The 26,109-nt window shown below is 45.2% G+C and carries 26 protein-coding genes; 17 read left to right on the top strand and 9 right to left on the bottom strand.

Annotated elements, in window-relative coordinates; all coding sequences use genetic code 11:
• Position 1: 1 nt before the first annotated feature.
• From gnd to AC5WJX_RS13040, 3 genes are all read right to left on the bottom strand, one after another.
• Positions 2-1,411 (bottom strand): NADP-dependent phosphogluconate dehydrogenase, encoded by a 1,410-nt coding sequence (gene gnd / locus AC5WJX_RS13050; protein ID WP_494484866.1) that lies wholly within the window; start codon positions 1,409-1,411, stop codon positions 2-4.
• Between the two features lie 47 nt (positions 1,412-1,458).
• The gene (locus tag AC5WJX_RS13045; protein WP_494484865.1) at positions 1,459-2,217 is read right to left on the bottom strand and encodes an ROK family protein; all 759 of its coding nucleotides are present in this window, start codon (positions 2,215-2,217) and stop codon (positions 1,459-1,461) included.
• 93 nt (positions 2,218-2,310) lie between these two features.
• A complete protein-coding gene (locus AC5WJX_RS13040; RefSeq protein WP_494484864.1) occupies positions 2,311-3,186 on the bottom strand; it encodes a lysophospholipid acyltransferase family protein in 876 nt (291 codons plus the stop codon).
• Positions 3,187-3,274: 88 nt separating this feature from the next.
• Here AC5WJX_RS13040 and AC5WJX_RS13035 point away from each other — a divergent pair, with 88 nt between their 5' ends.
• On the top strand, positions 3,275-5,488 hold the full coding sequence (locus AC5WJX_RS13035) for a GH92 family glycosyl hydrolase (protein ID WP_494484863.1): 2,214 nt from the start codon (positions 3,275-3,277) through the stop codon (positions 5,486-5,488).
• Between the two features lie 64 nt (positions 5,489-5,552).
• Here the strand turns inward: AC5WJX_RS13035 and AC5WJX_RS13030 are convergent, their stop codons facing one another.
• From AC5WJX_RS13030 to AC5WJX_RS13020, 3 genes are all read right to left on the bottom strand, one after another.
• Positions 5,553-6,146, bottom strand: a complete 594-nt coding sequence (locus tag AC5WJX_RS13030; protein WP_494484862.1) for a DUF4142 domain-containing protein — start codon at positions 6,144-6,146, stop codon at positions 5,553-5,555.
• Positions 6,147-6,250: 104 nt separating this feature from the next.
• Positions 6,251-6,778 (bottom strand): hypothetical protein, encoded by a 528-nt coding sequence (locus AC5WJX_RS13025; protein ID WP_494484861.1) that lies wholly within the window; start codon positions 6,776-6,778, stop codon positions 6,251-6,253.
• 32 nt (positions 6,779-6,810) lie between these two features.
• Positions 6,811-7,035: a hypothetical protein gene (locus tag AC5WJX_RS13020; RefSeq protein ID WP_494484860.1), complete on the bottom strand. Its 225-nt coding sequence runs from the start codon at positions 7,033-7,035 to the stop codon at positions 6,811-6,813.
• Between the two features lie 128 nt (positions 7,036-7,163).
• On the opposite strand from AC5WJX_RS13020, the gene AC5WJX_RS13015 reads away from it, so the two are divergent.
• The 3 genes from AC5WJX_RS13015 (at position 7,164) to AC5WJX_RS13005 (ending at position 10,222) form a co-directional block, all read left to right on the top strand.
• Complete coding sequence (locus AC5WJX_RS13015) at positions 7,164-8,135, top strand: NAD(P)H-quinone oxidoreductase (RefSeq protein WP_494484859.1); 972 nt, start codon at positions 7,164-7,166, stop codon at positions 8,133-8,135.
• Between the two features lie 64 nt (positions 8,136-8,199).
• Positions 8,200-9,180 (top strand): hypothetical protein, encoded by a 981-nt coding sequence (locus AC5WJX_RS13010; RefSeq protein WP_494484858.1) that lies wholly within the window; start codon positions 8,200-8,202, stop codon positions 9,178-9,180.
• A gap of 7 nt (positions 9,181-9,187) precedes the next feature.
• Positions 9,188-10,222 (top strand): GNAT family N-acetyltransferase, encoded by a 1,035-nt coding sequence (locus AC5WJX_RS13005; RefSeq protein WP_494484857.1) that lies wholly within the window; start codon positions 9,188-9,190, stop codon positions 10,220-10,222.
• Here AC5WJX_RS13005 and AC5WJX_RS13000 read toward each other — a convergent pair whose 3' ends face one another.
• Complete coding sequence (locus AC5WJX_RS13000; RefSeq protein WP_494484856.1) at positions 10,223-10,654, bottom strand: EamA family transporter; 432 nt, start codon at positions 10,652-10,654, stop codon at positions 10,223-10,225.
• Between the two features lie 109 nt (positions 10,655-10,763).
• Here AC5WJX_RS13000 and AC5WJX_RS12995 point away from each other — a divergent pair, with 109 nt between their 5' ends.
• From AC5WJX_RS12995 to AC5WJX_RS12935, 13 genes are all read left to right on the top strand, one after another.
• The gene (locus AC5WJX_RS12995; protein ID WP_494484855.1) at positions 10,764-12,095 is read left to right on the top strand and encodes a sugar porter family MFS transporter; all 1,332 of its coding nucleotides are present in this window, start codon (positions 10,764-10,766) and stop codon (positions 12,093-12,095) included.
• Positions 12,096-12,104: 9 nt separating this feature from the next.
• Positions 12,105-13,016 carry a carbohydrate kinase family protein gene (locus AC5WJX_RS12990; protein ID WP_494484854.1) on the top strand — a complete coding sequence of 304 codons (912 nt, stop codon included), beginning with the start codon at positions 12,105-12,107 and terminating at the stop codon, positions 13,014-13,016.
• A gap of 182 nt (positions 13,017-13,198) precedes the next feature.
• Positions 13,199-14,092, top strand: coding sequence for a glucose 1-dehydrogenase (locus AC5WJX_RS12985; RefSeq protein ID WP_494484853.1), 894 nt, complete (start codon positions 13,199-13,201; stop codon positions 14,090-14,092).
• Positions 14,093-15,414: 1,322 nt separating this feature from the next.
• The gene (locus tag AC5WJX_RS12980; protein WP_494484852.1) at positions 15,415-16,539 is read left to right on the top strand and encodes an XdhC family protein; all 1,125 of its coding nucleotides are present in this window, start codon (positions 15,415-15,417) and stop codon (positions 16,537-16,539) included.
• A complete protein-coding gene (locus AC5WJX_RS12975) occupies positions 16,539-17,165 on the top strand; it encodes a nucleotidyltransferase family protein (RefSeq protein WP_494484851.1) in 627 nt (208 codons plus the stop codon). The genes AC5WJX_RS12980 and AC5WJX_RS12975 overlap by 1 nt, the downstream gene beginning before the upstream one ends.
• Positions 17,166-17,167: 2 nt before the next feature.
• Positions 17,168-18,148 (top strand): GTP 3',8-cyclase MoaA, encoded by a 981-nt coding sequence (gene moaA / locus AC5WJX_RS12970; protein ID WP_494484850.1) that lies wholly within the window; start codon positions 17,168-17,170, stop codon positions 18,146-18,148.
• 6 nt (positions 18,149-18,154) lie between these two features.
• Complete coding sequence (locus AC5WJX_RS12965) at positions 18,155-19,336, top strand: molybdopterin molybdotransferase MoeA (RefSeq protein ID WP_494484849.1); 1,182 nt, start codon at positions 18,155-18,157, stop codon at positions 19,334-19,336.
• Between the two features lies 1 nt (position 19,337).
• Positions 19,338-20,060 (top strand): sulfite exporter TauE/SafE family protein, encoded by a 723-nt coding sequence (locus tag AC5WJX_RS12960; protein WP_494484848.1) that lies wholly within the window; start codon positions 19,338-19,340, stop codon positions 20,058-20,060.
• Positions 20,061-20,094: 34 nt separating this feature from the next.
• Entirely contained in the window at positions 20,095-20,328 is a 234-nt protein-coding gene (locus AC5WJX_RS12955; RefSeq protein WP_440430568.1) for a MoaD/ThiS family protein, read from the top strand.
• A 1-nt stretch (position 20,329) separates the two neighbouring features.
• Positions 20,330-21,430: a ThiF family adenylyltransferase gene (locus tag AC5WJX_RS12950; RefSeq protein WP_494484847.1), complete on the top strand. Its 1,101-nt coding sequence runs from the start codon at positions 20,330-20,332 to the stop codon at positions 21,428-21,430.
• Positions 21,431-21,436: 6 nt separating this feature from the next.
• Positions 21,437-21,880, top strand: coding sequence for a molybdenum cofactor biosynthesis protein MoaE (locus AC5WJX_RS12945; protein ID WP_494484846.1), 444 nt, complete (start codon positions 21,437-21,439; stop codon positions 21,878-21,880).
• 3 nt (positions 21,881-21,883) lie between these two features.
• Entirely contained in the window at positions 21,884-22,789 is a 906-nt protein-coding gene (gene moaCB / locus AC5WJX_RS12940) for a bifunctional molybdenum cofactor biosynthesis protein MoaC/MoaB (protein ID WP_494484845.1), read from the top strand.
• A 762-nt stretch (positions 22,790-23,551) separates the two neighbouring features.
• Positions 23,552-23,920 (top strand): SDR family NAD(P)-dependent oxidoreductase, encoded by a 369-nt coding sequence (locus AC5WJX_RS12935; protein WP_494484844.1) that lies wholly within the window; start codon positions 23,552-23,554, stop codon positions 23,918-23,920.
• A gap of 114 nt (positions 23,921-24,034) precedes the next feature.
• Here the strand turns inward: AC5WJX_RS12935 and AC5WJX_RS12930 are convergent, their stop codons facing one another.
• Together AC5WJX_RS12930 and AC5WJX_RS12925 are read right to left on the bottom strand one after the other, a co-directional pair.
• Positions 24,035-25,264 carry a BamA/TamA family outer membrane protein gene (locus AC5WJX_RS12930; RefSeq protein ID WP_494484843.1) on the bottom strand — a complete coding sequence of 410 codons (1,230 nt, stop codon included), beginning with the start codon at positions 25,262-25,264 and terminating at the stop codon, positions 24,035-24,037.
• An 87-nt stretch (positions 25,265-25,351) separates the two neighbouring features.
• Positions 25,352-26,062: an SDR family oxidoreductase gene (locus AC5WJX_RS12925; protein WP_494484842.1), complete on the bottom strand. Its 711-nt coding sequence runs from the start codon at positions 26,060-26,062 to the stop codon at positions 25,352-25,354.
• Positions 26,063-26,109: the final 47 nt, after the last annotated feature.

Below are 26,109 nucleotides of genomic sequence, written 5' to 3'. Positions count from 1 at the left end.
ATCAATTTTCGGCATTCCAGTTTGCATGGAAGATACCTTCCTCATCGGTACGTTCAAATGTATGTGCGCCAAAGAAATCTCTCTGGGCCTGGGTCAGGTTACTTGGCAGGTTTGCGGTTCTTAGAGAATCGAAATAGGTCAGGGCGGAGGCGAAGGCCGGTATGCCGATCCCATGGTTCATCGCGGTACTGCATACCTTGCGGACACCAGAAAGGGTTCCTGCAATCTTCTGCTGTATATTTTGATCTTCAAACAGATGTTCAAGATCAGGTTTTGCCTGATAAGCAGCATAGATATCCTGTAACAGTTCCGCACGGATGATACATCCGCCACGCCATATCTTAGCAATTTCGTCAAGCTTAAGTTCATATTTGTATGCCTCGGAAGCCTGTGTCAACAGATGCAAACCTTGCGCATAGGAAACGATCATGGAGAAATACAATGCGTTTTCCAGATCAACGATGAATTGCTCCGGATCGTCAATTTTTGTTTCAGGTTTCTCAAATGCTTCAGATAGCGCAACGCGCAGTTTTTTCAGCTTGGATAAATCGCGCGTACTTACGGCCTCGTTAATGGTCGGGATCGGCAAGTAAAGATCCATGGAAACCTGAGAGGTCCATTTGCCAGTACCCTTCGATTTTGCCTCGTCTTTAATCAGGTCAATGAGCAGTTTTCCGGTTTTTTCGTCTTTAAATTTAAATACATCCGCGGTAACCTCCATCAAGAAGGACTTCATACGTCCTGCATTCCATTCCTTAAAGGTCGCTTCGATTTGCTCATTGTTGTAACCCAGGCTATTCTTCATAATATCATAGGCTTCCGCAAGCAGCTGCATCATCGCATATTCAATTCCGTTATGCACCATTTTCACGAAGTGACCTGCAGCACCCGGACCGATGTAAGTTACACAAGGCTCGCCGTTCACCTTTGCAGACACCGCCTCAAGAACTTCCTTCATTGCACTATAGGCCTGTTTATCGCCACCAGGCATCATACTTGGCCCAAAACGTGCACCTTCTTCACCGCCGGAGATACCCATGCCGAAGAAGTGTATGTTTGTTTTTGATAAGTCTTCGGCTCTGCGGCTGGTATCAGTAAAGTGGGAGTTACCGCTATCGATAATCATATCACCGGCTTCCAGTAAGGGCTGTAGCTCTGAGATCACACTATCAACGATTGGACCCGCGGGAACTAAAAGCACAATCCGGCGCGGAAGTTCCAGGCTTTGAACAAATTCTTCAAGCGAGGCATGGCCTTTTAAGTTCTTATCTTTCCCATCTTCCTCAAGTTTGGCAAGCATCTTCGGATCCTTGTCATACCCGGTAACTTCGAAGCCGTGGTCGGCCATGTTTAGCAATAAATTTCGGCCCATGGTTCCAAGGCCAATCATTCCTAAGGTGTATTTTTTCATTTGTTATTTTATTGTATGCCTGTTCATGCAGGCAGGTGATTGCTTGTTTAGTGTGTTGGATATATTGTACGGATCTGGTATTGTTCTTTTGTCTTCCAAAGCTTAGCCCCACCTTTTATGCCTTCACGATTATTCACCCGGCGGATATTCTCGTCGAGCTCAAAGTCTATTTCCTTAGCGTTTCCACCACCAATATACAAGCGGTCATAGTTGAAAACTGTTTTATAGATTTCAATTACCCGCTGTACGCGTTCATTCCATTCCTTTTTGCCGATTTTTTCAAAGGCTCGATCTCCAACATAATCATCGTAATCTTTATCCTTGCTAACCGGAAAATGTGCAAGCTCCAGGTGCGGCAATAGTTGCCCATCATACAACAGGGCGGTTCCCATTCCCGTACCTAGTGTAATGACAATTTCAAAGCCCTCGCCATCCACCACGCCAAGGCCTTGTTGGTCTGCGTCATTTACTAAACGGACCGGTTTGTGAAAAGTGTTACTGATCTCCTGAGCAAAAGGTATATGTTTCCATTGCTTTTTAGCGAGGTTCGGTGCTGTCTCTACAATGCCAAACTTTACATATCCCGGAAATCCTACGGAAACGGCATCAAAGTCTCCCATCGTTGAAGCAAGCATCTTAATCACCTCGAGTACAGCTTCCGGTGTGGACTCTTCCGGAGTCGGTAATTTGGTGTATTCCGACAGTACCTGACCATCGGCATTTAACATGCAGGCTTTGATACTGCTGCCCCCTATATCTATTGATAATATTTTCGTTATAACATGGTTTTCCTGAATGCTTGGCATAATGGGTGTTTTAAACACTTAAAATTAACTTCTGGTAGTATATATATAATAGTTAAAGAACAATTCGTGTATAGTAATGTTTGTAAAACTAATCTAATCTTGAGGCTTGTGCTTCCACCTGCGGTGACTCCATAACCAGTAGGCTGGTTCTTCTTTTATGATCTGTTCCAGGTAATTAACATGTAAGTTGGTGATCTCATGTGCTGCAGTTTCTGCCGGATTCAGGCAGAGCGGAACACATTCCACTTCATAATAGCCTCTTTCTAATACCCGCACACGCATATAGAACACCGGGCGGTTCGTTCTTACCGCAATTTTTTCCAGCCCCAGCAGTATGGCTGTTGGTTGGTTCAGAAAGTTCAGCCAATAAGTGGATTCTTCCCGCAGGGGAGTTTGGTCATTGCCGAAGCAAAATATCGTCGGAACGTCTTTGCTTGCATGAAGCGCACGTAAAGTTTGCCGCATAGGGATCAGCCGATTTCCAAAGCGGCTTCTTATACGTTTGAACCAGCCGCCAAAAGCCTCGTTCGAAACCGGTTTATAGATTGGGTAAACAACAGCAGTGGTGTTCAATCCTAAGGCTAGTGTACCCCATTCCCAGTTACCATAATGCGCTGAGCATATTAGTGTGCTTTGGCCACGCTCATGATAGTCATTCATGAGGTGTAAATTCTTGAAAGTAAACCGTCTTTTTAGCTCCGATGGTGAAATACTTGCCATCTTGATAATCTCCACCATGAGGTTGGAAAGGTGTTTGTAGTATTTCTTTGCAATTTGTTCAACCTCGGCATCGTCCTTTTCAGGAAATGCATTATGCAAATTTTCGTAAACAACCTTCCGCCGGTAACGGATCACGTGGTACAGGAGCAGGTAAGCGCCATCTGCCAAAAGATAGAGTATACTTAAGGGCAACAGTGACAAGCTGTTTAAGAAAAATATACCCGTATTTGACAACAGTTTTTTTACCATTACTTACCCGATTATCTCGCTAAAATAGGCTTTGATACCGATTTTCTCCTATAAAATTCTTTATTTAGCCCGCTCAACCATTTAACCAATGAAATTTAGTAAGATTATTCCTTGCTTTCTCGGCATTACCATGTGCCTTGGAAGCAACGCCATTGCACAAGTTCAAACCAAGGCCACCAAATCTAGTGCTCCAAACCTGAGCCAGTTTGTAGATCCATATATTGGTACAGGTGGTCATGGCCACGTATTCCTGGGCGCAAGTGTTCCATTTGGTGCTGTACAGCTCGGACCAACCAACAGATCTCAAGGCTGGGACTGGTGTTCAGGGTACCATTATTCAGATTCTACGATTGTTGGCTTTTCCCATACGCATCTAAGTGGTACGGGAATAGGTGACCTTGGCGATATTTCGATTTTACCCGGCATTGATGATAAACTGGCGCTCTACACCCATGATAAAGAAGTGGTGAAACCAGGATATTATGGAGTACGCATGTCGCCGAGCAATATCCACGCAGAACTAACCGCATCTGAAAGGGTAGGCTTTCACCGCTACACCTTCCCAGCTTCCACCGCTGCAAAAATCCGGATAGACCTCCGTCAGGGCATTGGCTGGGACATCGCGACAGACACCTATATCAAAAAGATCAATGATACCACCATTGCGGGTTATAGATATTCTAAGGGCTGGGCTAATGATCAACGAATCTTTTTTACTGCGATCTTCTCCAAACCCTTTGACAAGTTTGTTGCTTCAGACTCTTCCGCGGTACTAACGGGTTCCGAATACCGTGGTAAAAAGCTGGTAGCTACCGCATATTTCAACACCAAAGCGGATGAACAAATTCAAATCCGTGTGGGCATTTCCCCGGTAAGTATGGAGAATGCTGCAATGAATATCAAAGCGGAAATCCCGGGATGGAATTTCGACGAGATTGTAGCTAAAGCAGATGCCTCCTGGAATAAAGAACTTGGAAAGCTTGAAATTAAGACCGCAAATCTGAAGGATAAGCGGAATTTCTACACCGCGCTATATCATACCATGATCGCGCCTTCTACCTTCAACGACCACAATGGTGATTATCGTGGAACCGACAAGAATGTCTACAAAAATGCAAACTTCACGAACCTGACGACCTTCTCTTTATGGGATACTTATCGTGCTGCACATCCCTTGTATACCATTATTCAGCCAAAGCGTGTCAATGATATGATCAACACCATGCTTGCCATCTATCAGCAGCAGGGGAAACTACCAGTTTGGCACCTGATGGGGAATGAAACCAATACCATGGTGGGAAATCCGGGCGTTATCGTCGTTGCAGATGCCGTGCTGAAAGGTTTCAACTCCTTTGACCATAAACTTGCTTTCGAAGCCATGAAAAAGACGGCAATGCTGGACGAAAGAGGACTCAACTTCGTGAAGAAGTATGGGTATATTCCTGCAGACAGTACTGTGGAGTCTGTGGCGATGGGCCTTGAGTATGCGATTGCCGACTGGAGCATTGCCAAAGTTGCCCAGAAGATGAATAAACCAGAAGACTACAAGTATTTCCATAAACGTGGGCTCAACTATCAGAACTACTTCGATAAAAGCACCCAGTTCATGCGCGCGAAAGTTGGTCCCGGCAAATGGAGAACACCATTTGATCCGGTAAAATCTATTCACCGCGCAGACGACTATACAGAAGGAAATGCATGGCAGTACACCTGGTTGGTGCCGCAGGATCCTGAAGGTTTAATTAACCTGATGGGTGGAAGAAAGCAATTCACCACGAAATTAGATTCGCTGTTTCTTGTGGAAGGCCACCTTGGTGATGATGCCTCACCTGATATCAGCGGCCTTATAGGACAGTATGCACATGGAAATGAGCCAAGCCATCATATCACCTATTTATATACCTATGCTAAACAGCCTTGGAAAACCGCTAAACATGTTCGTCATATCCTAAATGACTTATACACCGATGCTCCAGATGGTCTTTCCGGTAATGAGGATGTTGGACAAATGTCCTCCTGGTACATTTTCTCGGCCCTGGGCTTCTACCCGGCCAATCCGATCAGTGGAGAATATGTATTCGGAAGCCCCTTATTCGATGAGGCTACCATCAATCTGGAAAGTGGTAAAAAGTTCAACATCAAAGTGGAAAACAATTCCCAGGAAAATATTTACATCCAGGGCGTAACCCTCAACGGAAAACCCCGGACCAGCAGCTTCCTTAAACACCAGGAGATTACCGCAGGTGGTAATCTGGTTATTAAAATGGGAAGCCAGCCATCAAAAACCTGGGGCGTTAAGTAAATAATCTAGAAATTCAGACATAAAAAAAGCGGCATTGCCGCTTTTTTTATGTCATCAGTTTTCGCTACTTCAGTGTACCTTGAATTTCCGTTGCCATCTTAGCATGACCTTCAATGATAGGAAGCGTCTTGGTTGCAAAAGCACTTACATCTGCATCCGAATTCTTACTGCCTGCCTGAAACAGCGAGACGGTTTTGTCGTGATCCTGTACCATCATGCCCATGTAGTGCTTATCGAATTCCGCACCAGACATCTTTTTCATGGCATCAAGATGCTGTTGCTCGTTAGCCGGTAAACTAGCAGGTACGGTTACGGACTTTTTGCTGGCTATGCCCATCAACTCCTTGTTTGCAGCACTATGATCTTTTACCATCAATGCCGCGAAATCTTTAACACGTTGGCTGGATGCCTGTGTTTGCGCAATTTTTCCGGCTTCAACCTCCATCATACCTCCAATCGCTGCTTGTTCCATAAACGCTTTAGGATCAGACGATGCAGGGTTCCGCCCACTGGTATCCGTTGCCATGTCGGATGTGCTGCTCATTTCAGTGGAATCCATAGAAGTCGAGTCAGTGGTGCCATCCGTGCTTTGGCCGGAATTACATGCCTGAACCATTAAGGCTGCAACCAGAGTTGCCGCTAAAAACACTTTTTTCATAATAATTGATTTAAATTAAGTTTAGAAGTTGCATAGCTAACAACCAGGATGCACCTCTTGTTTATAAAAACCATTCGCTGAAGGATTTAGCGAAGTTTGTACCCCTAGTTTAGGATAAAGGGCTGCCGGTGATATTCCGGGTCAACCTTCTCAAAATATAAGGTGCGGAGCGATTGTTTCAACACCGCAAATTCTGCGCGGGTAATTGCCAGCGAGGTTCTGTAAATCTCTTCAGGGACATTATGCTTGTTGTATGTCTCAAAAATGACATTGAAATATTCGAGTCCATTTCTTTCACGGGAGGGCGCGAGAGAAATGTTGAGCGCCCGTTTTATAGGTTGGGCCTCCAGTTTGGTCGTATATAGGCCATACATGTACTGATAGCTGATCGATTTCGTGTTGATGATCAGCTTTTCTTTCCCAAAGCCATACCAAAGTGTAAGCCATCCGAACAGTGCCATAAGCAGTATTCCAATCACAAATAAGGCAAGCAGCCAGTCGACCAAAGACAAGAGGACTATGGCCAGGGTGCAGATATTGAAAAAGATCAAAATACCCTTAACAACATTTGATGTTTCGGCTTCGATCAAAACGTGCAAATTCACATAATCTTTCTTGAGTTCGACTTTCATAATTGGTAAGCCTGAAGCTTTTTCTGATGTCGTTAAATTCCTGAATCCAACGCACGGTCTTCATCGCTGATTTCTTTTTCCGGTGAAGGTACTTCGTGAAAACTTTCTGAAGAGCTACCGGTACCAGTACCCGGATTAGCTTTGCGGCCCTCACCAGTTCCTGTATAACCGGCGTCTTGCAAAGAATCATAACCCTGCGTACCGGTATTATCGTGTCCGTCCCGCGCTTGTTCTTTTTCTTCCTGATTTGCGTTCATGTCTAAAAATTTAAGTTATAACAGTTCATTCAAATTGTAGTTTTAAAAGAAAATGTAAAAGTATCATGAATTTTAGCGTCAAACTATTGTAGCCCCAGGGCGGTTAATTTTATTATATATAGAACGATATGAAAGCAGTAATTATTTCTGAACCTGGAGCAGCTTCTGTTTTAAGAACTACAGAACGTCCGGATCCCATAGAAGGTACAGGCGAAGTATTGATCGCCATTGAAGCTGCAGGTGTAAACCGTCCCGATATTGCGCAAAGATCGGGCAACTATCCGGCACCTGAAGGTGTATCTGCAGATATCCCCGGATTGGAAGTCGCCGGGATTGTGGTAGCATGTGGACCGGGTGTAAAACGATGGAAGACCGGTGACCGGGTTTGCGCCTTGATCGCTGGTGGTGGATATGCCAGCCTTGTTGCCGTAAACGAGGGTCAATGCCTGCCCATTCCTGAGAACATGGACTTTGCTGCCGCAGCGGGATTGCCAGAAACCATATTCACGGTTTGGCACAACGTGTTTCAGCGCGGTAAGCTTCAGCCAGGTGAGACTTTGTTGCTGCACGGTGGAAGCAGTGGTATCGGCATCACAGCGATCCAACTTGCCAAAGTTTTCGGAGCCAAGGTCATCGTCACCGTCGGCACAAACGAGAAAGGGGAGGCATGTCTAAAACTCGGCGCGGATCAGTTCATCAATTATAAAACCCATGATTTCGAAGCAGAGATCCCCCGGGATAGTGTGGATGTGGTGCTGGACATGATTGGAGGAGATTACTTCAGCAAGAACATCAATCTGCTCAAACCGGAGGGCCGCCTGGTGTACATCAATGCCATGCAAGGCAGCCAGGTGTCACTGGAACTATGGAAAGTGATGCAAAAGCGGATCAGCATCACGGGAAGTACGCTGCGGGCGCGGGATTCTGGCTTTAAAATTGCACTTGCCGCAGAGATTGAAGAAAAAGTATGGCCTGTAATTAGGTCAGGAGCATTTAAGCCGGTTATTTACAGAACCTTTCCGTTTTCAATGGCCTCCGTTGCGCATGAAGTTATTGAAAGCAGTGAACACATTGGTAAGATCATCCTGATCAACGAATAGGCCAGCCATTGTTCAATTCTTAAAGAATTTCCTAAATTTAGCCTGCTCTTGCGATAATATACATATGCCAAACTCAACACATCCTGTTAGAACCATTGGAGGTTATATGGGCCTTCAGCTTCCTGGAGGTAAACCATACTACCCTGACCTTATTCAGCTGAATACCGCAAGAAACAGCTTGGAGTACATTCTCCTCACACAGGGTTACACCACCATCTATCTGCCTTATTTTACTTGTGAGGTATTGTTAGAGCCTATAAAGCGCCTGCAACTGCAGTACCATTTCTATAAAATCGATGAGCACATGGATCCCGTTATTGACTTTGAAGTGGATGATCATTCCTGCATGCTTTACACGAATTACTTTGGTGTTAAAACCGATACGGTTCGGGCCCTAAGTAAAACGCAAAAAAATCTGATCATAGACAATGCGCAGGCATTTTATGCTGCGCCAATCATCGGTATCGACACTTTTTATTCCTGCAGAAAATTCTTCGGCGTACCTGACGGTGCTTATCTGTATACGCGCAGCTCCAGGCGACTGGAACTGAGCAAAGATAGCTCTGTAGATCGTATGAGCCACCTGGTGAAAGCTGCAGATCTAAATGTTGAGGCAGGGTATGCAGATTACGTTCGAAATAATGATGTACTTATCAATAATGAGATCAAAGAAATGTCGAATTTAACCCAGCAGTTGATGGCTGCGGTGGAATACGATGATTGTGCCAGAAAACGACGTGAGCACTTTGCTTTTCTTCACGAACGCTTCAAAGACATCAACGAATTCAAGTTCCATTATAGTCCGGAGGATACACCGATGGTGTACCCATTGTTGATAGCTAAGGATCATTTAAAATCACAGTTGATTGAACGGAAGATCTTTGTCGCTACCTATTGGCCGAACGTTTTTGAATGGACGTCGCCAGACGCCTTGGAGTATCACTTTGCGCAGCACATGATATCATTGCCTATAGATCAGCGCTACAATCTTGATGACATGAAATATTTGGTAGAGACCGTTGAAAGTCTCCTCGTTAATACCTGATGCTGCTATGATGTTGATTTACACGATTGAAGATAAAGCGGCATGGACAGACCTTATTAACCGGGCGGCAGCCTATGATTTTTATCATACCTGGTACTATCATAAGCTCGACAGTCCTGAAGCTGCCCGACTGTATGTTTTTCAGGAAGGAGAACACTTTATTGCCTATCCGCTAGTGAAACGTGCCATACCAGGCAGTAGTTATTTCGACCTTACCTGCGTTTATGGCTATACCGGTCCAATCTCTGATCGCCCGTTTGATGCGCAGGATAAAGATTTCCTTTCCCGCTTCAAGGCCGCTTTTCTGGAAATCTTGGAAGCGGAAGGAGTGGTGTCTGTGTTTTCAAGGCTGCATCCTTTTTTCAACCAGGATCTGCTGCTTGAAAGCTTTTCCGGGTTGTTCCCTAATGGAAAAAGTGTCGCCATAGACCTTCGCGTACCCATTGAGCTGCAGCGTGCAACCTACCACAAAAGCTACCGGCAGCAAATCCGTATCCTTCGGGAGAAAGGCTACGAGGTACGGGAATCAAAATCTGCGGAAGCCATTCAAACCTATGCGGAGATCTATACAGAGAACATGAAGCGTGTCGGTGCTTCAGATTACTATCTTTTCACGCCAAGCTACTTTGAACAACTGCTGGCTTCTGAGGAATATGAAAGTAAGCTGATGCTGGTTTATTTGAACGATGAAATTGTGAGTGGAGGTGTGGTGATCTGTACCAACAAGATCATGCAGGTCCACTTGATGAGTACCAGAACCGAACACCTGAACCTATCGCCTCCTAAACTGGTGGTTGATGAAACCAGCATACTGGGAAGATCACTAGGTTATGAATTCATAAACCTTGGCGGAGGCTTGAACTTTAAAGAAGATAGCCTGTTCAAGTGGAAAGCTGGATTTACCAAATTGTTTATGGACTACAACAGCTGGCGCTATATTGCGAATCAGCGGGTCTACGAGGAGTTGCTCGCAGATAAAGGGCTGCATGCAGACATGGACATTGATTTCTTTCCGTTGTACCGCTATCAAAAGCCGGACTGATTATTTTGATGCGGCCTGCGATCCCGCTATCAGGACGGCGCCGGCAATCATCACCGTTACTCCAAGCCCAAGCTGCCAGGTGAATTTCTCTTTTAAAAAGATGATTGACAAGATGACTGCTATAACCAGCGAGAGACGCTCCACAGTTGTGACGTATGCCGCTGGTCCAATAGAAAGTGCCTTGTAGGAGAATACTGTAGACAAGGTCGTAGCAATTCCCGCCAGAACAAGCAGAATCCATCCTTTTTGATCAATTTCTTTTAATGCGGCGAAATTCCCTTGAACGGTCACAATGCCCCAGGTAATACAAAAAATGAAAACAGCCTGAATGGCAAATGCAAGGTTGGAATCAACATTCTTGAGTCCGGCTTTGGTCAACACTACAACTAATGCTGCGGAAAACGCAGCGGCTAAGGCCCATAATATCCACATGTTACGCTTTTTTAAGGGATAACAGCATTCGCAGAAAAAAGATTGGAAGATCCGAACATTAACTTATTTTCATGCAGCAAAATCTTCCAAACCAAATATTTTAACTGATATGAGCAAAAATGCTGTACTCGCCTGGTCTATTGTGGTAGCCTTAGGCGGATTTCTATTCGGATTTGACACCGCAGTAATATCCGGTGCCGAAAAGTCCATTCAAAAGTTTTGGAACTTAACTGTATTTGAACATGGTCTCACCATTTCTATTGCACTGATCGGTACGGTGATCGGGTCACTGGTGGGTTCCAAGCCCTCAGACCAATTTGGTCGAAAGAATACGCTGTATTTCGTGGCTGCTGCATATCTGCTTTCCGCCCTCGGCACTGCGCTGGCACAGGACTGGTACGTTTTTCTGGTGTTTCGTTTGCTCGGTGGGCTGGGCGTCGGGATATCTTCGGTAACCGCACCAATCTATATTTCAGAGATCGCACCTGCAGATAAAAGGGGACGCCTGGTTGGTTTATTTCAGTTCAATGTCGTATTGGGCATCCTGATTTCCTATTTGTCCAATTACCTGATCGGCGCCGAAGGCGAAAATTCCTGGCGATGGATGCTCGGTGTACAGGCCTTTCCGTCCTTACTGTTCCTCGTACTAATTTATTTTATTCCGGAAAGCCCACGCTGGCTGATTCTGAAAAAGGGTGCAGAAGAAGCTGCATTGAAGGTTTTACGGATCATTAATCCCGCGAACTGTGATCAGGAACTGATCTCCATAAGAAATTCGGTACATAGCGGACAGGAGAGCAAGGCACATGACCGTCTCTTTTCCGGCCAATACCGTAAACCGGTAATGCTTGCGATGCTTTTTGCATTTTTCAACCAGGTATCCGGCATCAACGCCATTATTTATTACGCACCCAGGATCTTTGAAATGGCCGGCCTGGGCGCACATTCCTCCTTGTTGTCTACCGTCGGTATTGGTATTATCAATTTTGCATTTACCCTGTTGGCTATAAATTTTATTGATCGCGTAGGCCGGCGGAAGTTAATGCTCATCGGGTCCTTTGGGTTGATTGCCTCCCTGTTCCTGGTTGGCTACACCTTTTACATAGAAGACTTTAGCGGTTTTGCCGTTCCCATTTACATGATGTTCTTCATCGCTTTTTTTGCTTTTTCACAAGGGGCGGTTATCTGGGTATTTATTTCAGAGATCTTTCCCAACCAGGTGCGTGCAAAAGGACAAACACTCGGCAGTTCCACCCACTGGGTAATGGCAGCTTTAGTGGCCTTCGGCTTCCCATACTTTGCGGAAACCTTGGGTGGCGCAACTACATTCTTTTTCTTTGCAGCCATGATGGTACTGCAATTGTTATTCGTTTGGCGCTGGATGCCGGAGACTAAGGGGCGTTCTCTGGAACAGATCGAAGACAATATCATTTTACATTAAATCATAAACATGGAAAATAATACAAGCAATGCAGTAGTCTGCTTTGGGGAGATCCTCTGGGACATCCTTCCCGATGTAAAAAGGCCAGGTGGTGCACCAATGAATGTGGCATATCACCTGCAAAAGCTTGGTATAAATAGTAAGTTGATCAGTAGTGTTGGTGATGATCCTCTGGGCCAGGCTTTACTGGATTTTGTGGGCGATATCGGACTTTCCGCTGAAACCATTCAAGTTCATGCGCAGCAACCTACGAGCGAAGTAATCGCGACCGTAAATGCGGAACATGAGGTGCGGTATGAGATCGTGTACCCGGTAGCCTGGGATTTCATTTCTTGGTTACCAGCATATGAAAACTTACTGGAAAGTAGTAGTGCATTGGTTTATGGCAGCCTGGCCTCCCGAAATGATCTGAGCGCAGCTACGCTGCTGAGGATGCTGCAGTTTAATCATTTGTATAAGGTGTTTGATGTAAACCTGCGGGCGCCCCATTACAGTCGAGAAGTGATCGACCGATTGCTTAAAGCTGCAAATCTCCTTAAGGTAAATGCAGCCGAACTGGGCATTATCTCCAGCTGGTATGATGCAACAATCGATGGCGAAGCTGCTCAGGTCGAATACCTTTTCAAAAATTTTGAGGTGGATGAAATCGTAATTACTAAAGGGGCAGCAGGAGCGACCTACTATACACGTGAACATCAGTTTGAACAGCAGGCGTTTGCTGTTGAAGTGAAAGATACCATCGGTAGTGGAGACTCTTTTCTTGCAGCATTCTTAAGTAAGCGGCTACAACATACCGATCCTGCAAGCACATTGGAATATGCTGTGGCAATGGGTGCTTTCATTACCGCTCAATCCGGAGCATGCCCGGTTTATCAGAAAGTTGAGTTCGAAGCTTTCTTGCAGGAAAAGCGCCCCAAGTAATTCCAAGTTCCGGCTCTAAGCTGAAAACAGCTTCTTCAAACCTGTTGATTGTGTGGTATATACGGAAGCTCATGTGATTCTACTTGATCTGAGACCTAATTGAAATATCCTGAAACCATTTTGACGGTTGGCGTATTAAGGAGGGAAAAAACAATGGTTTAACAACAATAGAAATTCATACGATGGAGCAGAACGAAATGAACAACGAACAAAATCCATTAGAAAAGCATCCAACACCGCCCTTTAAAGAACAAGAGCAGGAAGAACCGGGCAAGGAAGCGCCCCTTGATCCAAAAGCGGATCACGGCGAGGAAAGTTACAAAGGCTCGGGAAAACTGGAAGGTAAAAAGGCAATCATCACTGGGGGAGACTCTGGGATTGGCCGTGCCATAGCGATTGCATTTGCGCGTGAAGGTGCCGATGTGCTGATCTCTTACCTGAATGAACATGAGGATGCACAGGAAACCGCCAGTTTTGTGGAAGCCGCGGGCCGCAAAGCAGTGTTGGTGTCCGGGGATATCAGTGACGAATCGCATTGCAGGCAGATTATTCAGAAAGCAATAGCAGAATTCGGACAGCTGGATATTTTGGTCAACAATGCGGCTTTTCAAATGTCCAGAGATTCCCTTCAGGAAATTTCCAGTGAAGAGTGGGACAAGACATTCAAAACAAACATTTACCCGTTATTCTACCTCTGCAAAGAAGGGGAGCAATACCTCAAACCGGGCAGCACCGTTGTAAACACCACGTCGGTAAATGCCTATAAGGCACCACCACAACTTATTGCATACTCCGCAACAAAGGCCGCTATTCAGAATTTTACCGCCAGTATGGCTCAGCTCTGGGCCGAAAAGGGCATTCGTGTAAATTGTGTAGCACCTGGACCGATATGGACACCGCTAATTCCGGCAACGATGCCACCGGAAAAGGTGAAGTCTTTCGGACAAGACGTGCCTCTAAAGAGAGCAGGACAACCTGCAGAACTTGCACCTGCATTTGTGCTGCTGGCTTCCCAGGATTCCAGCTACATGACAGGATCGACCGTTCAGGTTACGGGAGGTTACCCAACAATCTAGCATTTATGAACCAATATGCGGCTGAAAACCGGACATCGAATACGCAAATACCAGAAAAAGATTGTGAACGCTGTGGTACAAACAGCTGGAAGGAGGCCCTGAAGTAATACTAAATTATCTCCGAAGCTTAAATAGTATGATTTAACACTGTTGAATCAAATTTTTAGGGGAGGTTTGATAAAAAGATCAGAAAAAACGTAGAAAAAGTTAATAATACAACAATTTGGTCGTGTTTTTGACGTTTTAAGAAAAGTGAATTGAAGAAAACGATGATAGTATTACCCAGTATTCTGGTGATCGTCGAACTTAATTAGTTTCGAAGACATAATATACCGCAGTGGCATAGCGCCATCAGGTATTTTTAAAGAAAAACCCGTTCATACAGGTTTATATTTGGTTAGAAAAGGGATTGTCTCTGGATGGAGCAACCCTTTCTTTTTTTAAAGCTAATTTTATTTTCTGAAGCTGCATAATTTCTGCAGCACAATATTGCCTTAAATTTGACATTTATATTAAATTGGGTATTAATACGAGTGAGTTCTACGTAAATACCTTTAATTTTCTGGAAAGCTTTTGCGGAGTACTGCAGTAGGACAAGTATTTATAACTCGCTTAGTCCTAGGCTGCCTTCGAATGTTATGCAGGTTTTCACCGGTGCAATTCGTAACAAATTACCGGATTTGTGGAACGGGCTTTGTCAAGTCAAAGGTGTAGCGTTAGTCCTGAATACAGGAGCAGATTCTCACAGAATTGTTAAAATAGTGTTAAAATGTTAGTGTATGTTTTACACTAAGAATATTTAGCCTATATTTGAATCATCAAAGGCAGGTAGTTGTAATTGCCGGATAAAAAAGATTATATGTTCTATGGTTAACATACGTTGACCGGATGAAATAAAGGAAAACCCGTTCATACAGGTTTATATTTGGTTAGAAAAGGGATGCGTCTGGATGGAGCAGCCCTTTCTTTTTTTACAGGCTTTTCCGATTATTTCTCTATGCTGTTATTCATCCGGGATGCGGCTATTCTAATAAAGATTTTCAGGATTTTACAACTGGCTACCGGCCGGCGTTAATTTCGCCATACCGACGATTTCGAGCAGGGGTATGCGAAAATGTTTTAAGGTGCCTGGTAGGGGCTTGCCAGGGCTTTGCTTCGTCTCCATACGTAGGAAGTACGTAGCAAGTACCTGGCAATTACGATGCAAAATCGGAGCAACTAAAAACGTCTGTGGGCTTTGCCCTTTGCTGTTTTTTGTTGAAACTAATCTTTAGTAATATTGTAATTAGTACGGGGTTTTCGCCCGGATCAATGTAATGGCTATGAAGGAAATCAGAGATATTATTGCAGCGCAGCATCAGGCACAGTTAGCAGGTAGAAGGACCGCTCTGGCCACTGTGGTACAGGTTGAAGGCTCCTCTTACCGACGGCCTGGCGCTCGGATGCTTGTTACCGAGGATGGCCTGCTCACCGGGGCGATCAGCGGTGGCTGCCTGGAAGGAGATGCGCTCCGAAAGGCGCTGCTGGCAATCAATGAGCAAAGGAATAAGATTGTAACTTATGATACCACCGACGAAGACGATGCACGTTTTGGTGTACAACTTGGCTGTAATGGCATTGTCCATATTCTTTTTGAACCTATTGATCCGGCAGATCCAATGAACCCAGTCGCGCTGCTAACGTTGCTACAGGCACAGCGGCAGCATATGGTTTTATGTACCCTGTTCGCACTGGACCAACGTGCGGAGCAACCCGGTACGCAATTCCTGTTTGGGGGTAATGAAAAGTTGTCTACCAGCACAACCTGGTTTCAACAACATGCACCAATCGAGCTTATCGCTGAGGTGCAACTTGCATGGACAGATCAAAAAACAAGATTCAGGGATATTACCGTTGAATCGTTATCATTAAAATCCTTTATAGAGGTTATTCCACCCGCTATTGCGCTCTATGTGTTTGGTGCTGGAAACGATGCAATGCCACTGGTGGCCATGGCCGACATCCTCGGTTGGGAGGTTCATGTCGCCGATGGCCGGCGCCGCCATGTAACCGCGGAGCGTTTTCCAAAAGCAACGTCCCTGATCTTGCAAAAGTCGGAGACGGCATTAACCGGCATCCGATTCGATGAGCGTACTGCGGCAGTACTGATGACTCACAATTACAACTATGATCTTGAGGTTTTGAGTCAGATCACGAAGACCAATTGCCCTTATATCGGGGTGCTTGGGCCAAAGAAAAAGATGCAGCGTATGTTAGATGAACTGGCTGCTGCAGGTAAAGCAATTTCTGACGCTGAACTTGAAAATGTATATAGTCCGGTAGGCCTGGACCTTGGTGCGGAAACCGCCGAAGAAATTGCCTTGTCGGTCACTGCGGAGATAAAGGCGGTGCTTTCGGGTAAGCTCGCCGGATCACTTCGCCACAAAGAAGAACCCATTCATAGCTAATGTCAAAATACGGGATCGTTATTCTGGCTGCCGGCAGTTCTTCGAGGCTCGGCAGACCCAAACAGCTGCTTGAGCTAAACGGCAGTACATTTATCGCGCATATCGTGCAGCAAGCCTTGGATGTGGCAGAATCCACAACGGTAGTGGTTAGTGGTGCGGCAGATTCAGGGATCCGGAAGGCCTTGTCCGGGTTTGATGTGCCGGTAAATTTCAATCCGGACTGGGAACATGGTATGTCTACTTCTATAAGGAGCGGTGTGCGAGCCTTGTTGTTTGCGCAACCCACTCTTGAGGCCTGTATACTGCTGGTATGTGATCAGCCTTATGTTACCACTGGCCTTTTCAGGGAAATGATCAGGCAATATGAATCGGCTGCAGCTGGTATCCTGGCTTGCAGTTATGGCGACACCCTAGGGAGCCCTGCGATTTTCGGCAGGGCGTTTTTCGATGAATTGCTGAAGCTCGAAGGGCAGGAGGGTGCAAAGAAAATTTTAAAGAAGTATCAAACAAATGTTTTGTCTTTTCCATTTCCTAAAGGATCAGTAGATATTGATACTGCAGAAGATTACGTTACATTTATGTCCGGGCAGCAAGAGCAGATTATTGATGCAGGAAAAGGAAATTAGATATGATTATTGATAGCTACAACCGTGTTCACGATTACCTACGCATTTCGCTGACGGACAACTGTAATCTGCGGTGTTTTTATTGTATGCCGGACGAGGAGTACAATTTCAGTCCACCTTCCCGCTTGATGCAACCGGAAGAGATCTTTTCACTGGCTTCGCTTTTTGTAGCCGAGGGGGTAAAAAAGATCAGACTTACCGGTGGCGAACCGTTTGTACGTAAAGATGCTGAAAAGATTATTACCGGCTTATCTCAGCTGCCCGTGGAGTTAAGTATTACAACTAACGGCACCAGGTTGCATGACTTCATTGATGTACTGGTTGATGCGGGTATTAAATCGATCAATGTTAGTCTGGATACGCTTGATCCAGACAAGTTTACCCTCATTACGCGGCGCAACCTGTTTTTGCAGGTGCAGCAAAATATTGAGCTTCTTTTATCCCGGGGCATTGAAGTGAAAATCAATGTAGTGGTGATGAAAGATCTGAATGATATGGAAATCAATGCGTTCATCGCCTGGACAAAAAATGCCCCGGTACACATCCGATTTATCGAATTTATGCCTTTCAGTGGAAACCGCTGGACCAGTAATAAAGTCGTTTCCTCTGCAGAGATCCTGGAGATTGCCGCCCAGCAGTTTGATTTCATTGCATTGCCTGGCAGTGTTCATGATACCGCAAGAAAGTATGCAATTCCTGGCCATCAGGGTGATTTCGCTATCATCAGTACCATGACTGCCCCCTTCTGTGGAGGCTGTAACAGGATGCGTTTGACCGCAGATGGAAAGCTTAAAAATTGTCTTTTCTCCAGTGCAGAGACGGATTTACTCGGTCCGCTGAGAGCTGGTGAGCCGATATTACCGCTGATCAACCAAAACATAAAGTCGAAAGCCAAAGAACTTGGCGGCCAATTTACGACGGCCATTCAGCAGATAGAGGCCTTAAATATTGAGAATCGCAGTATGATCACCATAGGAGGATAGATATAGATGATAAGCGTAAACGAAGCAAAAGACATCATCACTGAATCTGTGAAGCGCTTACCGTCACAACGACTGCCTTTAGGGCGGGCGTTAGGTTTGGTGCTTGGAGAAGATGTTTATGCGCTTACGGATATCCCCAATTTCAGACAATCCTCCATGGATGGCTATGCCATCCGGTTTGAGCCTGGAAGAACGGTATTCACACTTGCGGGCGAGATGGCCGCAGGGAGCACAGCGGCCTTGGATATTGGCCCTGCTGAGGCCGTAAGGATTTTTACAGGAGCCCCCTTGCCTGCTGGCGCCGATACTGTAGTGATGCAGGAAAAGGTGAGCCTTGAGGGTGACCGGGTAATGGTTGAGGATGGAGGAATGCATGCCTTTCAGCATGTCCGTGAAAAGGGCGCTGAAATTAAGCGCGGTGCATTAGCGATGCAGGCAGGTACCTTGCTAAGCCCGGCAGCGATCGGCTTTCTTGCCGGGATTGGTATTCCGGAGCTGCAGGTGATTCCTGCACCGAAAGTATCGATCATTCTGACCGGGAACGAATTGCAGGAGCCTGGAAAACCGCTTGCTTTTGGTCAGGTTTATGAGGCCAACTCCGTGATGCTTAGCGCTGCATTACGACAGCTTGGGGTAGAAGATGTTTCGGTGTTACGGGCAGTGGACGACCTGAAGGTTCTGCAGGATGTGTTGAGCCAGGCTTTGCTGGAGGCTGATCTTGTGCTGCTAACGGGTGGGGTAAGTGTCGGCGACTACGACTTTGTTGTTGCAGCAGCAAAAAACTGTGGTGTAAAGCAGGCCTTCCACAAGATCAGGCAAAAACCTGGTAAGCCTTTATTTTTTGGCTCCAAATATCAGAAGATCGTGTTCGGGCTACCCGGCAATCCATCATCTGTCTTGAGTTGTTTCTATCAATACGTGCTGCCGGCAGTTGGTCGTATGATGGGCAAAAACCTTAGACTACAGGTTACACAGGGGATTTTAACGCATGATTACGCTAAGGTATCGGGCTTGACCCACTTTCTTAAAGCCAGCTTTAACAACGGTAATGTTACACCTTTACATGCGCAAGAGTCGTTCAGACTGCATTCTTTTGCAGAAGCCGACTGCCTGATTGTGCTTGATGAAGCTAAAGGTAATTACCAGGCAGGTGAACAGGTGGAAGTACATTTGCTGCCAAGGTTATAGCATGGAATTTTTTTACATCATACTTTTTGTTGTTGCTTTTTTATACGCTTCTGTAGGGCATGGAGGTGCAAGTGGATATCTGGCTTTGATGGCCATTTACGGTATTGCCCCCGAGGTGATGAAGCCTACTGCCTTGTTGTTGAATCTGTTTGTCTCGGGATCGGCATTCCTGCAGTTCTATCGTGGAAAACACTTCCTGAAGAAGGTATTTATACCACTTGCCGCGGCATCCATCCCAATGTCTTTTATAGGTGGCATGCTCATCATTGAAGATCATATTTATAAAAGAATATTAGGCGCTTTGCTGCTTTTACCTGTTATCCGCCTTTTCTTCTTTAAAAATACGGAGTCTTCAGCTTTAAAGGCGTCCCGGTTCGATCTCTCGCTGCTGGTTGGCGGATGTATCGGCCTGCTATCGGGCATGATCGGCATCGGTGGCGGAATTATCCTGTCGCCGGTTTTATTGTTATTAAAGTGGACGGATCAGAAGCAAACGGCTGCCATCAGTGCTTTGTTTATTTTTGTGAATTCTGTAGCCGGACTTGCCGGGCAGTTTACCAAGGGGATTGCGTTCAATAACAATATGCTGATGTATGTTGTTGTAGCCTTTAGTGGTGGCTTATTGGGTGCCTATTACGGCGCATCAAAATTCAACCAGAATGTGCTTAAAAATGTGTTGGGCCTGGTGTTGTTTATGGCGGCATTTAAGCTTTGGTTTGTTTAGCTAGCAGGTTAAAGTGCTGTTTAATTTTTTAAAGATGAATTTAATTAATGTTATGCCTTTTGGGCAGATTGCGGAAATCACGGGGCTGGATCCTTTTCAGTTAACCGCTGCAGATACAGACGAAATCCAGCGGCTGCTAACCAGCAGGTTTCCTGAATTGGGAAATAAGCAATATGCTATCGCTGTTGACAAGGTGATTGTTAAAGAAAATACAGTGTTAACTTCGGGTGCAGTGGTTGCGCTGCTCCCTCCATTTTCGGGAGGCTAGCATGGAAGAGCAAGCCTATAAAGAACGATATAGCCGTCATCTTCTGTTAAAGGGTTTTGGAGCTGCGGCACAGCAAAAACTCTCGGCCGCAAAGGTGCTGGTTATTGGTGCGGGAGGCTTAGGCTGCCCGGCATTGCAGTATCTTGCTGCGGCAGGCATTGGGCAGATCGGAATTGTTGATGATGATGTTGTTTCGCTTAGCAACCTGCAAAGACAGGTGATCTATAAAGCCGCGGATGTGGGACAGCAGAAAGCAAGTATTGCTGCTGCCCGGCTGTTGGAACTAAATCCACATATTCGGATCATTCCTTATCTGTTCAGGGTAGATACGAGCAACGCCCTGTCGCTTTTCAGTGCGTATGACATTATCGTAGATGGTACGGACAACTTTGCTTCAAGGTACCTCATTAATGATGCCTGCGTGCTATTGAATAAACCACTTGTATTTGCTGCCGTATTCCAGTATGAAGGGCAGCTTGCCGTGTTTAACGTTGCTGATCAAAAAGGTGTAAAGACCAATTATCGGGATCTGTTCGAAAGTCCTCCCGCTGCTGAAGATGCCCCAGATTGCAATGAAGCTGGTGTGTTGGGCATATTACCGGGTACAATGGGGCTGATGCAGGCTACTGAAGTGATCAAATTGATCACTGGCCTTGGAAAACCACTCGTCAACAAATTGCTGATCTACCAGTCACTGGACGCTGAAAGCTACACGGTCCAGTTAACGCCTGGAAAAAACACGCTTCAGGCTGCACCGCAAACAAGGGAAGCATTCGTCAATACCAACTATGAGTGGTTTTGTAATGTAACACCTCAAGCAGTTGAGGAACTCGAGCCTGACAGATTCGAAGAAATTGCGGAACAGGCGGACGTCCGGGTTATAGATGTTAGAGAGTTTGGCGAATATCCGGAGGCAGACTTCGAGCATGTACAGATTCCACTTTCCGCACTGCTGCGAGATACCCCGGAATTCAAGGAATCTAAGATCCTGGTTTTCTGTCAATCTGGAAAAAGAAGTATGCAGGCAGCAGCACTGATCAAGGAAAAGCTAAAAACGCATCAGGAAGTTTACAGCCTTAAAGGCGGTATTCTTAATCTATAGAAATATATGAAGGATAGAAAAATCAAGGACATCTTTGTCGAGGGCGCAATTTCCGCCGCATTTGTGGGGGAGAGCATTCAAAAGCATAGCACTAAAACGACTATTGGCGCACACAGCATTTTCCTGGGGCAGGTGCGGGCAGATGAGCTGCTGGGCCGCAACGTGGCTGCCATTGACTATACCAGTTATAAGGAAATGGCTTTGGAGAAGATGTATGAGATCAGGGAGAGCATCTTCGCGAAGTACGACCTGACCTGTATGCACGTTTACCATAGCCTGGGCAGGGTGGCAGCAGGTGAGATCTGCCTGTTTGTATTCACTTCCTCGAAACACCGGAAGTTAGCCATTGATGCATGTACAGAAGTCGTCGAGCTGATAAAAGCGGAATTGCCGGTTTGGGGTAAGGAAATATTTGAAGATGAAAGCTACGTCTGGAAAACGAATCAATAAGGTATGGTAGACATTACACATAAGAATTCCACCCTCCGAAAGGCGGTGGCAACAGCAAAGGTGCGCACATCAAGTCTGGAAACAATTGCGGCCGTGGAACAACGGCGGGTACCGAAAGGCGATGTATTTGAGTTTGCAAGGGCAGCAGGCTTACTTGGAATTAAGAAAACAAGTGATGTCATTCCCGATTGCCATCCCTTACCTATTGAATTTGCTTCAATTACCTATACCATTTCAGATCTGGATATCGTGATTAGGGTAGAGGTGCATACCATTTATAAAACGGGCGTTGAAGTTGAGGCCATGCACGGTGCATCTGTTGCAGCATTGGTGATGTATGATATGCTGAAGCCGATAGATAAAGGTGTTGTAATTGAACAAGTACGACTGGAGCAGAAGTCGGGCGGCAAGTCGGATTTAAAAACCGCAGGCTTAGCCTTGAAAGTCGCTGTAGTTGTCTGCTCTGATCGCGTTTCCAGAGGAGAAAAACAAGATACTGCTGGAAAGTTCATTGTTTCGGCACTTTCAAAGTATCAGCTGGAATGTGCGGCCTATGAAATTGTTGCGGACGAAGTAGAACAAATACAGGCAATGGCGCTGAGGTTTGTTGACCGGGAATTCGATATGGTTATCTTGACCGGCGGTACTGGCCTGTCGGCCAGGGACGTTACACCAGAAGCCATAAAGCCATTGATAGATCGCGAAATCCAGGGATTGATGGAAAGCGCCCGGAGCTATGGCCAGCAAAGAACACCTTATGCGATGCTTTCAAGAGGCGTAGCAGGGTTCATTAAGCAAACTCTAGTGATGACATTCCCAGGCTCGGAAAATGCGGTAAGAGAATATTTAGATTCATTATTTCCGGCTATTCTGCATGTTTTTGCCTTGAATAATGGAGATCCACACTAAATTTTGTTGTTTTTGACATTTTTTGTGATTGTTTAGTTGGTGTTTAAGCAATATCACCGGAAATCAGGTGTTTTCTGCTGCTTAAAATCCCATTATATGGGTCTTTAAGCATGTAAATGACTGTTTTTAAAGGTAATTTCTTCTCCAAGTTTCGTTTTGAGGTCGATCTACGTTAAAATTGTGTTAAATTTTTGTAAATAATTGTAAGTGTATATGGTACACTAACAATTATTATATATATTTGTATTGTCAAACAAAAGCAAAGGCCTGGAGTTTAAAGACAAGCCCAACAACTTTCAGGTTGGAGATACGAATACAAAATTAAAGCAATATAAATACGAAGCATTTCAGCGACCGCTGATGCAAGAGATTTAAAAATTAACCCGTTCATACAGGTTTATATTTGGTTAGAAAAGGGATGTGTCTGGATGGAGCAACCCTTTCTTTTTTAAAACTACAGGTAAATCTTCAACTAACCAAACCGACTGCTCAAAAATTATCATTATTTTCTTTAAAATAACCTATCCGATTCCCATTATTTACTATTGGGGTAATTCTTTTTTCTTCCTTTTAATTCATTAACCCGGCTTTAAAAACAACTGAATGAAGTCTGTGTTATTTACTTTCTATTAAGAGGAAAGTACGTTTCTGATTGTCATGTATTTGTAATTATGCTGTAATGATTACGGTAAATACTTTAATATGCAAGTAGTTAACACATACCTTTGTTCTATTGGTTGACAATAAATAAATCGTAATAACATGATTTTAGAAAAAAACACACTAGCTGTTGTCTTGAACGGGAGTTCGACACAAGGCATGAATGCTGCTAAAAACCTTTTACATCAATATAACCGAGTACTATTAGTGGGACATGACCGTCATGAGCTGAAATCTGCCGTGCGGGAGCTTTCTACACAATGTCCTTCGGAAAAAATATTATACGTTGAGGCGAACCTCACCAGGAAAGCAGAACTGGCGAAGTTTATTTGTTTGGTAAAAGATAAGTTCGGGGGCGCTGACCTTGTAGAAAACTGCATGCAGATTGAAGACGCGGCAGAACTTGCAGCTTTTGAAATTGCGTTAAAGGCTTTCGAAGAAGCCGCTGTAAATCACCTGGAAGTAGCTTAAAAAGGAGAGGAATAATCCGGCTTTCGGGCTGACATTGCCTTCAGTATAGACGATCTTTATGTTTATGCTGAAGGCATTTTTCGTAGCCTAATTTTTTTCCCTGTTCCGCTTTTTTTAGAACGCTTCACCAAGATTCAGAAATATCGAGCTGAATCCCTTACTTACGCCATAATCGATGCCGATATTGGTGTTTGATGCTTTGTTAAACTTAATTCGGAGACCTGTGCCAGCGGCCGGGTGCCATGAGGTCAAGAAGTTGCCACTTCCACTAACAGTCGTTGCGTTTGCAAATACGACAAAGCCCAGCAGACCATTGTTGGTGATATCCCGTCGATATTCTGATTCCAGGTACATCAGGCTTTTGCCGCGGTATCTGTTTTGGTCTATGCCTCTTCCTGAACGGTTGTTTGGATCCCAGCCTATGCTTGGAAGATCCAGGTAAGGTGCATTGCCTTCAAACACTGTCCAGAAATATGACCAGAAGGCTAAGGTGTTCTGCTGATTCTTCTTGTTCGGATTCATGTACACGTATTTTCTGGCGTCAAGATATAGTGATCGCCAGTCCTGGTTGCTGCCCAGAAAGGTAGGGTTGATCCGGTATACCGCATTGAAATAAGCACCTGGTAGTGGGTTAATCGCATTATTTCTGGTATCATACAGCAAATTTAAGCTTAGACCCGAAGCGAAGGAGTTCCCGTCAGTTCCATAAGCGTAGTTGGTGAACTCAGGGAGTTCAATGTTGGGTTCATCACTGTTGATGTTGAAATGGTAATCCAGGTTGTAGCCCAAACCAGCATATAGATAAGGTTTAATCCTTTTTAAGGCTGTTTGATAGAACCTGATGTACTTGTAATTTACAAAGGATCTTCGATCGTCCTGCCCATTACCCAAACCCCAGGTAAACTGTGGGTACACTAAAAAGCGCGTATCACCCTGTATGGTCCAGGTGTTCTCCGGTAACCAGATACTTGTTCTTAATGGTAAGCCGAACCGCGCACCTAAGTTCCAGTATGGTGCAAATGAGGCGGTAGAGATGTTGGTCGTGCTGCGTGGACCGAAATAGATACCGGCAGTGGTGCTGGTGACCAAGGCACGGCCGGTACCACCTGGCACGTTAGTTCCGAATGGCAGAAAGGAAAAGGTGACCCGTTTATCGGTTCTGGCTTCTATTCTCTTTGGCTTGATTTTGAAAAATGCCTTACCAATGTCGATCAGATCTGTTTGCCTTGCGGTATCTTTCAGTTCTTGTTCCTTTGGAGGAATAATGGTATTTGCATTCTGTGCAACGCTTATTGCCGGGGAAAACAGCAGAATGTAGATGATTAACCTGTAGCCTAATTTCATGTGCGTTATGCGGCCTTCTTGGCCGGTATCTATTAAACAGCAAAAAGCCCAAAAAGTTAAACAAATGCCAACTTTAAGGGCTTTTCTCTATTTCGGCATGGTAGGCCTGATCTCGATTTTACTTGGAAGTGTTCTTTCATGCATATTCAGCATGTCGACAATTAACTTTCCGATATCTTCAGGTTGAATTTTCCAGGCATCTTTCTCCTGATCCGGCTCATGTTCATTGAAATGCGTTGCAACGGATCCCGGCATGATGGTGCTTACCTTTACATTATATTTTCGCAGATCCAGCATCATTGCCTGGCTGAATCCGGTAAGGCCGAACTTGCTGGCATTATATGCTGCGCCACCGGCGAAGAAGTTGGTGCCCGCTAAGCTGGAGATGGTGAAAATGTAACCTTGTGCCGATTTAATATGATCTACAGCTGCTTTTACGCTGTAGAATACACCCGTTAAGTTGGTATCGATGGTCTCTTGCCATAACGTTTCATCCAACTCATCGATTGGCGCGAAGTGGCCCACTCCGGCGTTCGCGATGAGCACATCCAGTTTGCCCCAGCGCTCAATCACTTTTTGCACAGCTTGTTGCTGTGACTGCAGGCTTTTTACATCTGCCGCAAGGCCAATGATGTCGCCTGATGCTTTTAGCTGTTCAACTGCTTTGTCGGCAGCTTCTTGCGAACGGCTGGTAATGGCAACTTGATGCCCTTGTTTTAATAGTGCTTCTGCGACACCAAACCCGATACCTTTACTTCCCCCGGTGATCAGGATCACTTTGTTGTTCTGCTTTTCCATGACTGTATAACGGTCACAGGTGCTTTAAAGTTTTAGGATGTACAGTT

This window comes from Pedobacter sp. NEAU-ZC8, from assembly GCF_059278965.1.
Note: the sequence above shows the minus strand (reverse complement) of the source record. Positions and strands in the feature narration are given on the sequence as shown.